This is a genomic window from Providencia sp. PROV114 (assembly GCF_032704305.1).
In the GTDB taxonomy this organism is placed as follows: Bacteria; Pseudomonadota; Gammaproteobacteria; order Enterobacterales; family Enterobacteriaceae; genus Providencia; species Providencia rettgeri.
Genome location: NZ_CP120528.1, coordinates 1555086 through 1569170 on the forward strand (window position 1 = coordinate 1555086; position 14085 = coordinate 1569170).

Consider the following 14085-nt stretch of genomic DNA (forward strand, 5'->3'; position numbering starts at 1 on the left):
GTATGTATGAGCGGGTTTTTTGCATTGAAAAAACGGAGGGATGATGGTCATTCCATCAACGCGTTGGCTAGCCATTGATTATTTTACCTACTTTTTTGCCTACAGTATTTTCTTACCATTTTGGTCAGTTTGGCTACAAGGTGAGGGAATTGATGCAGAAATGATTGGTGTTTTGTTAGGGGTAGGGTTAGCAGCCCGTTTCCTTGGCGCGATGTTCATTACTCCTTTAGTTAAAGAGCCCTCGAAACTGATTACGGCACTACGTTTACTTGCAGGGCTTTCACTCATTTTCTCTGTTGGTTTTGCTTTGGGTTCTCATTGGGCATGGCTGCTATTTGTAATGATAGGCTTTAACTTATTTTTTGCGCCAATGGTTCCGTTAGGAGATTCACTGGCAGGAACATGGCAAAAACAATTTACCTTTGACTATGGCAAAATTCGCGTCTGGGGGTCGATAGCTTTTATTATTGGCTCCTCATTGATGGGGTATTTAGCAGGTGTTTGGGGTAATAAAGCCATCATGGTAGCGTTGATAGTAAGCTGTTTAGCATTATTACTAGGCGCAATGATGAAACCGGCAATTATGCCAATGGGAGCGGCGAAAATTGAAGGTGGCAATAAAGTCACTTTTAAACAGTTGATTGCTGATAAAAACGTCGTTAGGTTTTTAATTTGTGTGACCTTATTACAAGGGGCCCATGCAGCTTATTATGGTTTTGCTTCCCTATTTTGGAAAGAGGCGGGTTATTCAGATTTAGTGATCGGTAATTTATGGTCGCTGGGGGTGGTTGCTGAAGTCATTGTATTTATGTTAAGTCACCGTTTGTTCCGGCGTTGGAGTGCGCGTAATTTACTGCTGTTATCCGCATTTTGTGGAATTATCCGCTGGGGGCTGATGGGGGCGTTTACTGCATTACCTGTGTTAATTGTAGTGCAAATTCTTCACAGTGGGACTTTTACGATTTGTCATCTAGCGGCAATGCGCTTTATCAGCGCAAGAAAAGAAAATGAAATTATCCCATTACAAGGTGTTTACTCTGCCCTCGCAACCGGTGGTGGGTTAGCCGTCCTGACTATTATTGTGGGGTATATTTATGAGCGAGTGCCTGCTCATCATGGTGTAGTTTTCTATTTAATGGCGCTTCTTGCTATTCCTGCCGTGTTTATCCGCCCTAAAGTTGTAGCTCAATCCTAGTATTTATCAACCAAGCTATAAAAGGGGCTAAACCTATTTTTATAGCTTGGTTTGGTACTGAATTTGTTTCCCTGTATCGTCAATATAAATCATTGTTATATTTTCTCCGTGATTAATGACGGCGGTTGAAGGGAAGATTTGTGATGAAAATGGCGCAATCATCGAGCTTTTTGTAATAGAACGGCTTTCATTATTAGCTAGATAGATATTGGCAATACTTAAAAAATAAGGGGTTGGGTTGTTGACGATAATGCCATCTTTAGCTAAATGGAATTTAATGTTATTGATTAAATCATCTGGTTTATTTATAAGCGCAATTGGTCGATAAAAAACTTTAATCCGTGTTTGAATGGCGAACTGCAGCATATTTGCACTATTTATTTGTTTTGGCTTTGGCGCAATGTCTAATACATTTAAATAAAATACAGACTCTTTATTCGTAGGGAGTTTGTCGCCAATAAAGCGTATTTGTAATTGAGCTCCGTCATTTGCCGCGATTTTAGTAACGGGGGGGGTCACAATAAATGGCGCGTTCGTCGTTTCTGGTGTTGAATCGAGGTTACCTTCATCCACCCAACTTTGAGTCAATGTGGCTTGTTCACTGTAATTAGTCAGTTGAATCCCGACGGCCTTTTTATCGCTAGGAAAAATAATTCGTGTTCCTTGTAAAACAAGGCTCGCACATGCTTGGACGCTAAAAAATAGTAACGTAGCAAACCCTGTGATTTTAATTATTCCGTCCATAATATTTTCCTTTCTAATTGTATGACATCACCACGGTTGCAGTACTTGAGACTTGTCCTTGAGTGACACTACTTGGGTTGTATGCATGGTAATAAGCACCTAAGTTTACTGAAAAAGAAGGGGAAATCGGATTTCCTTTAAGGACAGTAAAAATATTTGTCGCGCCATTTTTAGCTGCTACGCTATCCGAAAGTACTAACGGTGTATTGAGATTGCTTGCGCTAACTAATCGGAAACCAACGCCTTTAGCACCTTGGCTAATGGTATTATTCAAGGTTGTTTTATCATTTGAGAGTAAATTACTACTGGATAAAAAAATAGATACATCACGAGAAGCATTACCGCCTGCTAAAAAGTCTTGGCAGGTAAAGTTAAGCGTGAATGGCGTGTAGCCTGCTCTGGTTACAGTTTTCACCGCATTGATACTTACTGGGGGTAGCGCAACGACTAAACCTTGGTTAACAAAATTACAGGTAGTGAGAATGGGATTATAAGTTAAGGTCATTGGTTGTAAGTAGATGTCATCGGCACTGGTTGGCCATTGTAGCGTTAACAGAAAAGTGACTAATTTGACTACAATATCTAATAACCACTGTAGAATTCCCAAGCTGGATGCATCAGAGGCGAGTACAATAGGGGTAACTGTGGCGGTACTTCCTGATACTTCGACATAGTTGGTTCCGGGTTTGGCTGTGAGCAAATTAAATTGAACGGTAAAATTTGTATCGAGCTCACTACCTTGATGTATACCTTCCGTAAGGCCGACAACTCTATCTTTTTCTAATGCAGTGACTGTAATTGAGACAAACTGCTTTCCACCATTAAAACCAATAGTGGCTGTTCTGCCTTGGAAGGGGGATGCAATACCGATAGAGTTAGGAAAAAGCAATCCTCTTGCAGTACAGGTAAAAGTTCCAGGGTAGATGGTTCTGCTATTTTTACTAACTTGAGTCGATGTACTGGTAAGTTCTGTCGATAAATCAAAAGCAAGAGCGGGAGCCGTCACTGTAGATGTTTGTCTACAATGTGCTGAGGAATACTGGCTATAAGCCAATATACTGGAAAGCATCAGTGCTAAAGTGATTTTTTTCATCATGTTTTCCTTTATCGACAGAGGTTTTTATTCTTATCCATCGTATTGAGTAGTGGCTCAATAACACATGTCTTTTTCCCTTTAAGCTTTATGTGCAATGCCATCGGTAATTGCTCACTTTTGATATACATCACGCCAGATTGACCGACATAACCAACACTTTGCTGTTTAGCATCTGTGATTTCTGTACCAAAAGGTAAGCTATCGCCATTAGCAAGCACGCCTCGGATGAGATAAGTTTGTCGTGTATCGGTTTCGAGTTTGATGTAATTCACCGCTCCTTGATATGGACTCACATTGGCCATATTACCGAGCACCTCTGCACCTGCGGTTTTTTCTGTATCCGTCAAGGTATAGGTATTGGTTCTATACGGTGTGGAATTAGCAACTAAAACGACACCTTGTTGGTTGGTTAAGGTAGTTTTATCGGCGTTGACCATCATGTTACTGGCCATTGGAGCATCAATGATGGTATAGGTTTGTCCTGCTTCCCCTGAAAAAACAATATGCCCAGGGATAGCAACCAGAGTTCCTTTGGCGCCTAAACCAGTTTGGCGGTAATTATTGGCCTCTGTGTAAGATCCTGAAAGCGTGCTAGAGGGAAGCTGATAGCTGACGTTGCCACCAACTAAGTTATTCCCACCGTTTTGGTTCGTTGCAGTTAACGTATAATTGACTTGGTCATTTTTACCTGCAATACCACTGACACTTAGCGTAGTTTGTTGGTAACGAGAGTCAGTGAAATAACTTCCCATGCTAATATTGGCGCGTTTTTCAAATAAAGAAAAAGGAACACTAAAGTTGGCATAAATACGTGTTTCTTCTTCGCTGTCGTAATTACGAACACGTGAAACAGACACACTATAGGAAATATCGTTATAGTTATTGGCATAACCAGCTTGATATTCACGGCTATTACCGTTTGTATTCCAATAATCACGATGTGTCCCCGAGATGAATACCGAACCATAACCATCTGCTAATTGTTGGTTTAAATTCAATGTAAATGTGTTTTTAGCACGTGAACCGCGTAAGGCGTCATAATTAGTGAGTGAAAGTTCAGGTGGAATATTATTGCCGAGTTTTTCTGATAGCTGGTCTTGATAAACTTTCCAAGCGCGATAATTGTCTTGGGAATAAATGGCATCAATAAAACTATAGTAGCCACTAGTCGAATAACGATATGACGCCAAGGTTAAATTGGTCGACGTTGCGTTAATATATTTGTTATAAGTCAAGCGATAGCTTTGACCACTATGATCGCCTGAATCTAATTTAGTATTTGCTTGCGTAATATCAGCTGAAATGGCCCCAAAACTAAAATTCCAACCACTCCCAATAACGCCGGAATAGTATTTTTCGCTAAATAACATTCCTGCATAAAGTGTCACTAAATTATTTAAACCATAGTGAAACTCACCTTGAGTAAATTTGGGTTGATAATGGGTATTGTCGATTTTTGTTTGCCCAGCAATGAGGCTGTAATTGTAAACGCCTTGTTTGAGCATATCAGGTACAGCAGAATAGGGTACAGTAAAGGTTTCTTGCCTTCCATCAGCTTCTTGGACAACGACGAATAAGTCACCACCACCAGCACTAGGCTGAAGGTCATTAAATGCGAACTCACCAGGGGGAACGTTTTCTTGATAAACCAGATTGTTATTTTGGTATACGCTGACTAATGCATTTGTTTGAGCGACACCGCGTATAATGGGGACAAAATTTTGACTTGAATTTGGCAACATACTGGCTTCTGTTGCCAATGCAATGCCTCGAACTCGAATACTATTAAATAGGGCTGCAGGTGTATAAAAATCACCTAATTTCAACCCGGATTTGATTGCACTAAGGGGGCGATAAATATAACGGGTATTGTTTTTCCATTTTTGGCTACCATGAGAGCTATGTCGATAGCTGGACTCATCTCTAAATTGCCAGGCGCCCAAATTAATGCCTGAATTTAAGGTCGCATAAAAATTGTCACTGCTGGTTTTTGAGTTTTTTTTCTCTTTGTAACTATAATAATTTGTATTATAAGAAAAAATAATTGCAGGCTCGCCATAATTCCAGAGGCTGGGGTCAACATAGTTAGCTTCGATTTGTTTCAGAGCGACTTGAGGGACGATAATATCGAGCCGCAGGTCGTTGATATTAAATTTATACTTTATATTGGGTACTAAATCATCTATAGGAATAAATGGCTGTTGTTTGGTTTGTTCAATTACCTCAGAAGACAAATTCAGATTTAATTTTTGCACATCATCAGCAGCAAGGCTGATCAGTTTACCATCATTATTGATATCAATTTCAAACTGACCTTTCCAATTATTATTGACATAAAGGTCGGCTAATTGTTTACCTGATGGAATGTTATTGTCAGTATAGAATCGTGAAATATCTCCTTGTGCAGATTTACCTACCAATAGGGAAGTCTCAAACTCGTCCGCTATTGAGTTCTTTTGATAACTTTGTAGTCCTATTAAGATTAGGAGATAGAGATAATTTTCTTTTTTCACGATGATTTCTTCTATTAAAGTTTAATATTTTTAGATTTGAAAACACCATAGTCATCCACATACATTAAAATAAGATCGTGGTTTTTCATTATTCCTTTAATAGGTAATTCTTTTTCAGACATAGGGGCAATCATCGCAGAATCAGTTAATGAGTTATTTTTATCGTCAGATGGTGCGATAGCTGCAATAGTTAAATGGTATTGTGAATTATTTTTAACTAATATTTTATTATTTTTAATCTGATAGCTTGCATTATTAATAACCTCATCGGGAGATTCAGTTAGCCCAATAGGACGATAAAAAATTTTAATTCGTGAACGTGTGGCTAGCTGAATTGCATTTTTGCCTTTAGCAGACTCTGGCGTTTTAGGAATATCTAAAACATTTAAGAAAAATACGCTTTCAACATTTTCAGGAAGTTTTCCGGGTATTTTTTTAATTTTTAGTTGCTGACCTTGTAAACCTTCAATTTTAACAATAGGAGGGGATAAATAAAAAGGCGCTTCAGAATTCTCAGGCGTGGAATTTTCATCACCGTTATCAATCCATGACTGAACAAGAGACGATGTTTTACTGTTATTGGTTAATTGTACAGCAATACTATCAGCGTCAGCAGGATATATAATTCGAGTGCCAGTAATAATAACATTAGAAAGTGTTGCGCTCGAAAATAAAATAGTGAGTAATAAAACTAGAATTTTCATAATAGCATCCATTTAAAGCCAGGCTAATAAAAGCCTGGCTAAGTCATAATTATAAATAGGAAACTGTATATATTACGTTTGATTGCAAAAGACCGACTTTGGCGGCAGTTGCATTAGTTTTATAATAACTGGCAATTAAATTGAGGGTAGCTCCTGTCGCACCACCAGTATCAGCTCCTGTAAGGTTAGTATCAAAAGCCACATTGAGTGGAATTGCGGTGGTTGGAGTACTGGTTTTAGATAAACTAAATCCGACGTTTTTGGCAACGGAAGCATCATTTTCATTCACGGAAGTATTCACTAAATACAAACCGGAAGGAGAAATATTACTTGACGAATAGAAGTGTAATTTCAGATTACTTACAGGGACGCTTGCGGGTGCGCAATCAGAGAAAGTTAAAGAAAATTGTTTTTGATTTTTAGAAATAACCGTGGCGGCAGTTGTCCCTGCATCTGTTACGGTTATTGGATCAAGAACAACAGTCATATCGGCACTATTTCCGCCATTAATGGTACAAGTTGTATCGCTTATTGCTCCAGAAATTGAAATAATTCCCCCAGCACTATTCGTTATTGCAAGTGCTGAACCTGATATAAAAGATAAAGAAAGTAAAGACAGAGGTAGTATATATCTAGACATAATTAACCCCATAAGGTCAAAAATAAAATAAAGTTATATAACTTTGATTAACAGCTGAATGTAAATTAGCTGTATTGTTTTATGCTAGATATAAAGTGCATTTTTTTCAAATTCAAAATTAAAAAAACAAATAATGAGATTGGTGTGTTTTTTATATATATGAATTTAATGTAATATTATTTTTTTGATTGTTTCAAAATAACGCGTAATAAGTGTGTTTATTGGTGGTTAGTGGTTTGTCTATTGGAATACTTCTCGTTGTAAGTGTTATTATGACAATGGCAAAGGTCAATTAACTTAATCATAAATAGAAGTAATATTAACTCATGGAATTAAATAAAATTTAATTTATAAAAAATAAATTGATAATAAAATGGCAAATCATAGAAAATGATTTGCCATTGAAAGATATCTTATAAGCTTGGTAGGAAAGTAGTAAATACAGGCATAAAGGTGACTAAGAGTAAAACGATAATTAATGCAAAGAACAAGGGCATAACTTCACGAATAAAATCAGAAATACGGACACCAGTAATCGATGTGGCTACAAACATGACGGTTCCCATTGGCGGTGTTAAGCAGCCGATGGCCAAATTAAGGATCATGACAATGCCAAAATGGATAGGATCAATCCCTAATAGCTTTACTGTAGGCATTAATAATGGAACAAGGACAATAATTGCGGCATTTCCTTCAATAAACATACCTAGGATTAACAACACCGCATTGACAATCATTAAGAAGACATACGGGTTATCAGAAAAATTGGTCATCATTCTGGCAACATCTTGCGCCACTTGCTCGTTCGTCAATACCCATGCTAATGCGGAACAAGTCATAATAATGAGCATGATACTTGCTGTTGAACGGGCTGTTTCTAAAAATGAGGCAGCAATGTCTTTTAACTTCATTTCACGATAAAAGAAGGTACCAATTACAATAACGTAAAGTACAGCAATAGCACCAGCTTCTGTTGGTGTAAAAATACCAAAGCGAATTCCACCAATAATAACGAGAACTAATAGGAAAGCAGACATCGCTCCTTTACCTGTTTGGTAAACTTCAGCAAATGTAGGTGCTTTATCTCTAGCAGGCTTATATCCACGTTTTTTTGCAATCAGATAAATTGCAACCATTAAAGCAACGCAGCACATTAATCCAGGAATGATTGCAGCCATAAACATCTTACCAATAGAGACGTCAGCGACAAATCCATAGATGATTAATGCAATACCCGGTGGAATTATAGGTGTTATTAATGAGCCTGCGGCAGTGACAGCGGCAGAGAAGCTTTTTCCATAACCTAATTTTGTCATTTCTGGCACTAACATTTTAGATAGCATTGCACAGTCAGCGAGGTTAGATGCAGAAAGTCCGCCCATCATTGTACTTAATAATACGTTAGATTGGGCAAGTCCTCCTGGATAGTGGCCAGACAGAGTACCAGTAAATTTCAACATTCGTCTAGTAATACCAGTGTAATTCAAAAGGTTACCTAACAAAATGAAGAAAGGGATAGCAAGTAACGTCACATTTTCCCCAGCCCCAATAATGCGTTGTACCGCAATGAGGGGAGAAATGTCACCCGCAGAGAAAAAGTAGGTGAGTAATGCAATCAGTACACTTAAAAAAATGGGAACATTAATTAAAAAGCAGAATATTAATACGATACAGGCGATAATTACTGACATGGTTTATCTCCTTTTAGTAATTTACTCATGTCTTCCAGTAAATGTTGGATAGAAAATAACACCATGATGGATGCGCCAATGGGTACAGAAAGGTCGATATAATAATAAGAGACACCAATAATTGGTGTTATTTTGTCTTCTGCAATAATAGAGAGTTCATATCCAAGATAACCAAAAATTGATAAAGCAATAATGGCCATAATATGAGTAACGACCGCAATAGCTAATTGTACTTTTTCAGGAAATAAAGAGGTAATTGCATCAATACTGACATGCATTCTTTTGCCTGCCGCAGATGCTGCGCCAATCATCACCAACCAAATGTAGCAAATGATTAAAACTTCCTCACTCCACATTAAAGGGTCATTAAGAAGCCAACGCATGAATACAGCAAGAATGGTAATAATGACAATAGCGGCAACAGCAAGAGAAGCCACTATATCACTTAATTTCCCCAGAAATTTAAACATAAAAGATCCTTGCGAGAATAATAGTTAACCATTTGTATTGTAAAAATATTGGCGGTATTAACCGCCAAGTAATAGGGTTACTTATTAATAATATCTTGAGTTTGTTGATATAAATTCGCAGACCATTCAGGGAATTCATTATAGAAAGGCTTAGATTTTTCTTTGAAGAGCGCTCTGTCTACTTCAACAACAGTAACACCTTCATTTTTCATTTTCTCAATGATTTCTTTTTCTTGTTGTAAGACTAAATCTGTTAGGAATTGCCCAGCTTCATTTCCTGATTCAACTAAAGCCTGCTGAATATTTTCAGGTAATTTAGCGTAGGTTTTGCTGCCCATGACTAGGTTGGTTACGTTCTCTACATGACCCGTTAAAATCAAGAATTTGGCTGCTTCATGGTGTTTTTGCCCATATAGCACAGGAATTGGGTTTTCTGCGCCATCAATAATTTTAAGATTAAGTGCAGTATAAACTTCTGCTAAAGGTAATGGTGTTGGTGTGGCACCCATTGCCTCTAAACCTTTAATTTGAATTTTATTATTGGGGACGCGAATTTTTAAACCTTTTAGGTCATCTGGAGTTTGGATCATTTTATTGGCTAAGATATGGCGTGAACCATATAACCAATCTTTAGAAACCACGTGAAGGCCTTTTTTATCTAACTGTTGTTCTAAGGAACCATACCAAGGTGAGGCATTTAATTTAAAAATATCTTTATAAGATAGTCCTAAATACGGCCCAAACATAATGCCGTAATCAGGTACATAATCAGAAAAGAAGGCACCATCTGCTAAGGTAATTAGTGGGCTACCTAACTTCATTTGTTCGATGACATCTTTTTTGGAGCCTAATTGTGAGCTTGGATAAGGAATTAATTCACCTTCACCATTAGTTTTTTCATTGAATTTTTTTGCCCATTCGTGAATAGCTAAATCAAAAGGCTCTCCAGGGTTATTTTCATAAGCGACTTTTAACTTATATTTAGCATCTGCAAATGCGGCATTTGTCATGCTGCCCATTAATAGCATTGTGCTGAGTGTTAAGCTAAGAAGTTTTTTTCCGTTTAATGTGCTCAGTTTCATAAAGGTATCTCCTGTAGGGGGATTTATTGTTTTAAGTATTTATTTTCTTTTTCTAACCAATGTATTTTCTGCGTAGCATTGATTCTGTACCGCTACTCAGAATTTCAGTAATTTTTTGGCTCACATCATCTTGTAATTGTGGTATTTCGTTGAGGTTTAATCCCCATAAATCAGACATTGCTAGCACATTTTCAGTAAGTTGTTTTACATTTGAGTCATAGAGTTCATGCCAAGCTTTAAAGCGTTCAAGTAAATAATCATCATCATTTAAAGGAATGAGTTGTTCAGCCTGTTTTCCTCGATAGAAAACAATAAGTGCAGCAAGTGAAAATGAAATGCAATAAGGAATTTTATTGTATTGCTTAACATAAGAGATTAATTGAGGTAATAGGCGAGTTTTAAATTTAGTTAACGAGTTTAGAGATATTGAAATTAATTCATGTTCTATATATGGGTTATTAAAGCGGTCAATAACTGCGGAGGCAAAAGCCGCGAGCTCCGAAGGGCTTTGAGATAAAACAGGAATAACTTCATTATCAATTAAATCTTTAATTAAAGCTAAAAAGATTGGGTTGCTAGTGACATCACGGACAGTTCTGATCCCTGCCAAGTAAGCAACAGGAACCATCGCGGTGTGCGCACCATTTAAGATTGCAACTTTACGCTCTTTGTAGGGCTTTATGTCATCGACTACTTTGATATTTAATGGTAATTCATTCAGTTTTAGCTTCTGCTCTAGTATTTTTGGCCCTTGAATGACAAATAAATAGAAATATTCAGCAGTGACGAGAAAATCGTCTTTATAACCTAATTCTTTTTCCAGTTTCTCAATTTCATTTTTCGGGTAGCCAGTAACGATCCTATCGACTAACGTAGAACAAAACGTATTACTGCTATTTAGCCAAGCAATAAAATCTGCGGGGAGTTGCCAGTCTTGCGCATGTTGATTCACAAACTCTTGTAACTTATCGCCATTATAGTCAATTAACTCACAGGGGATGATGAACAACCCTTTGCTATTATCACCATTAAAATGTTGAAAGCGGTGAAATAAAAACTGAGTAAGTTTCGCAGGGAAACTACTTGCTGGTGCATCTTCTAAGCGTACGTCGTGCTTATATACGATCCCTGCTTCCGTCGTGTTAGAGAAGATCCATTGTAATTCGGGATTTTCTGCACATTTTAGAAACTTATCATATTCAGAATAAATCAGTATTTCACGGTTAACCGAATTAATAATTCTTATATTCGAAACGCTTTGTTTTTGTTCATTAATTCCCCTGGTGATGGCAGTATAAAGTCCATTTTGCTGATTAATTGAGGGATGTGATGAGTCAATTGGCCTGACAAGCGTAATGCCACTATCGAAATCTGTCTTTTCATTCAGTTGGTCAACCATCCAGTCGATAAAAGCACGTAGAAAATTACCTTCTCCGAATTGCAAAATTCTCTCTGGGTATTGCTTATTAGCCATTGACTGTCTATTTAAGTAATCCATGACCATTCCTCTAGTTATTATGTGTATTAATCATCCGGTGTTGATTCAGACTAGAAGTATTTTTTTCTATGGACTATTAATTGCATCAATTTTGTGGAATGAATGGCTTTTTGATGTTTTTAATCTGTTTTTTATCAGTTAAAAACAGATGGAATTATAAATGAATTCAATCTATTTAGTTAGTTGGTATTTTAATTGCATGAAAAATAGTAATATTTTTATTTTTTATAATTTTGATTAATAGTAATTTTATAATTAAGTTGTTTTTTTTACTAAAAAATTCAGGTTTTATTTGATGTATATATTATCGAGCCAAAGAATAAGTCATCGTTGACCATTCATTGGCCTTGTAACTTAATGTTATTTATTCATAAGTTTGCTGTATGGAGTTAATCATAGTTCTTTTAGCGGTATCTAAATGATGTCGAAGTTCATTCATCGCCACAATATCATTACGGCTAATCAAAGCACTTAAAATGGTCATATGTTCTTCAATTGCCAGTACATTTCTTTCTTTTAAATCTGACTCATCCCATTGATATTGAAAGTGAAATATCACAGTGATGATTTCAAGAGACTGATTAAAAAACGGGTTATTGGCACCTGATAAAATAAGACTATGTAGTTCATAATCTAGTTGGGAAAAGTCGCGGTAATTGATAGTAACGGTTTCCCGTAGTGTCCTATGTTTGAGTAATAGCTCTTTCGCTAAAATCCAACGGTGGTCATCTGGTGGTAAATTTAAAAAATGAGTCAGAGCATTGGTTTCTAGCAATTCCCTGAACTCAAAAAGCTTTTCTGCATATTCACGCGAAAATTTCATCATGTGCCAGTTCCCCCGGTGGGTGTTTTTAATTAACCCATAACGAGAAAACTCCACTAAGAACTCCCGAACAATACTAGAACTTACATGGCTTTTTTTTGCTAGTTGTAATTCAGTAAAAGTATCCCCAGGCATCAATTCTTTGCGTTTAATCATTTGATAAAACGCTTTTTCGAATAAGACGATTTGTTGATCAGGAAGACTTGATTCAACAGGAAAGAAATCAGTTTTATTGGGATAGCGAATAACATGATATTCATTCCCTTGTTTTTCAATGATTTTCTTTTCTAATAAATATTCGAGGGTATGTCTCACTGTGGTTCGACTGATATTAAACATCTCAGCTAAAGAAGATTGTGAGGGAAAGGGGGATGTTAATAAATTTTTATGTATAGCGTCTAAAAATTCATTAATTGACCCATAGCGTATATTTTTACTCCTCACCATTTAAACACTCCTTAATCTGATTTTTATTCTTTAAAGACCGATTTAAAACCGATTTAAAAACATTTAATCACAAAATTCGGTTGTTAAGTATCTAGTCTATGTTTTTTAAATTAAAAAAGACAGATTAATTGACGGAGGAAAATATGAAACAATTGATTTGTCAGGAACCTAAAAAATTAGTCTATCAACAAGTCGTTGAACCTACAGTGCAAGTTGGGCATGTAAAAATAAAAATACATGCGGTTGGAATATGTGGAACGGATATCCACGCTTGGGGAGGAAATCAGCCCTTTTTTCAATATCCACGAGTATTAGGACATGAAATCTCTGGAACTATTTGTGATGTTGCACCTGACGTTACACAATGGAAAGTCGGTCAGCGTGTTGCTGTAATGCCTTATGTTGCCTGCTATGAATGTGGTGCTTGTAAGGAAGGAAAAACAAATTGCTGCGAAAAAATTTCAGTTATTGGTGTTCACGAAGATGGTGGTTTTTGTGAATATTTAAATGTGCCAGAGAAAAATGTATTAGCGATTGAAGATACAGTTACAGATATTGATGGCGCCTTAATCGAACCATTTTCAATCAGTGCTCATGCCGTCAGGCGTGCGCAGGTTAAACCTCAAGATACTGTTTTAGTTGTAGGGGCAGGGCCTATAGGGCTAGGTGTTGCTGCTATTGCTAAAGCGGATGGTGCTAACGTATTAGTGGCTGATACCAGCGAGGCACGTCGTCAACATGTTGAAAAAGTATTAGGCTTAAAAACGTGTGACCCAGCCGATGAAAACTACTTATCAAGTATTGAACACCATTTTTCAGGTATGCTTGCTGAGAAAGTTATTGATGCAACGGGGAATCAACACGCAATGAACACCGCGGTGAATTTAATTCGTCATGGTGGCTTAATTGTATTTGTTGGGCTATTTAAAGGTAATTTATCGTTTCCAGATCCAGATTTTCATAAGAAAGAGACAACAATGATGGGAAGCCGAAATGCCACTCCTGAAGATTTCAATAAAGTTGCAAGGTTAATGGCAGAAGGTAAGTTATCTAGTGGTATGATGCTAACGCATCAATTTGATTTTAATACCATTGGTGATATTTATGAAAGTGATGTTATTAATAATCGTGAATTAATTAAAGGTGTTATTTTATTTTAAATAACAATTTATCTTTAAATAA

Annotated in this window: 12 protein-coding genes; 2 read left to right on the top strand and 10 right to left on the bottom strand. The window is 36.8% G+C overall.

The window, feature by feature from the left end:
* Positions 1-43: 43 nt before the first annotated feature.
* Positions 44-1195, top strand: coding sequence for a 3-phenylpropionate MFS transporter (locus P3L37_RS06700; protein WP_004912716.1), 1152 nt, complete (start codon positions 44-46; stop codon positions 1193-1195).
* A 39-nt stretch (positions 1196-1234) separates the two neighbouring features.
* Here the strand turns inward: P3L37_RS06700 and P3L37_RS06705 are convergent, their stop codons facing one another.
* The 10 genes from P3L37_RS06705 to P3L37_RS06750 all read right to left on the bottom strand — a co-directional run bounded on the left by P3L37_RS06705 (position 1235) and on the right by P3L37_RS06750 (position 12903).
* Positions 1235-1939 (bottom strand): molecular chaperone, encoded by a 705-nt coding sequence (locus P3L37_RS06705; RefSeq protein WP_109911469.1) that lies wholly within the window; start codon positions 1937-1939, stop codon positions 1235-1237.
* 13 nt (positions 1940-1952) lie between these two features.
* Positions 1953-3032 carry a fimbrial protein gene (locus P3L37_RS06710; protein ID WP_109911470.1) on the bottom strand — a complete coding sequence of 360 codons (1080 nt, stop codon included), beginning with the start codon at positions 3030-3032 and terminating at the stop codon, positions 1953-1955.
* Positions 3033-3043: 11 nt separating this feature from the next.
* Positions 3044-5548 (bottom strand): fimbria/pilus outer membrane usher protein, encoded by a 2505-nt coding sequence (locus P3L37_RS06715; protein WP_109911471.1) that lies wholly within the window; start codon positions 5546-5548, stop codon positions 3044-3046.
* Positions 5549-5562: 14 nt separating this feature from the next.
* Complete coding sequence (locus P3L37_RS06720; RefSeq protein WP_109911472.1) at positions 5563-6252, bottom strand: molecular chaperone; 690 nt, start codon at positions 6250-6252, stop codon at positions 5563-5565.
* Between the two features lie 49 nt (positions 6253-6301).
* The gene (locus P3L37_RS06725) at positions 6302-6892 is read right to left on the bottom strand and encodes a fimbrial protein (RefSeq protein ID WP_109911473.1); all 591 of its coding nucleotides are present in this window, start codon (positions 6890-6892) and stop codon (positions 6302-6304) included.
* A 413-nt stretch (positions 6893-7305) separates the two neighbouring features.
* Positions 7306-8583, bottom strand: a complete 1278-nt coding sequence (locus P3L37_RS06730; protein ID WP_109911474.1) for a TRAP transporter large permease — start codon at positions 8581-8583, stop codon at positions 7306-7308.
* Positions 8574-9053, bottom strand: coding sequence for a TRAP transporter small permease (locus tag P3L37_RS06735; RefSeq protein WP_004912692.1), 480 nt, complete (start codon positions 9051-9053; stop codon positions 8574-8576). The genes P3L37_RS06730 and P3L37_RS06735 overlap by 10 nt, the downstream gene beginning before the upstream one ends.
* A 77-nt stretch (positions 9054-9130) precedes the next feature.
* Positions 9131-10135 (bottom strand): C4-dicarboxylate TRAP transporter substrate-binding protein, encoded by a 1005-nt coding sequence (locus P3L37_RS06740; protein WP_004912689.1) that lies wholly within the window; start codon positions 10133-10135, stop codon positions 9131-9133.
* A gap of 52 nt (positions 10136-10187) precedes the next feature.
* Positions 10188-11633, bottom strand: coding sequence for a tagaturonate reductase (locus tag P3L37_RS06745; RefSeq protein WP_272667341.1), 1446 nt, complete (start codon positions 11631-11633; stop codon positions 10188-10190).
* A 364-nt stretch (positions 11634-11997) separates the two neighbouring features.
* The gene (locus P3L37_RS06750) at positions 11998-12903 is read right to left on the bottom strand and encodes a GntR family transcriptional regulator (RefSeq protein ID WP_222960470.1); all 906 of its coding nucleotides are present in this window, start codon (positions 12901-12903) and stop codon (positions 11998-12000) included.
* A 143-nt stretch (positions 12904-13046) separates the two neighbouring features.
* On the opposite strand from P3L37_RS06750, the gene P3L37_RS06755 reads away from it, so the two are divergent.
* Complete coding sequence (locus tag P3L37_RS06755) at positions 13047-14063, top strand: zinc-binding alcohol dehydrogenase family protein (RefSeq protein WP_110732031.1); 1017 nt, start codon at positions 13047-13049, stop codon at positions 14061-14063.
* Positions 14064-14085 lie beyond the last annotated feature (22 nt).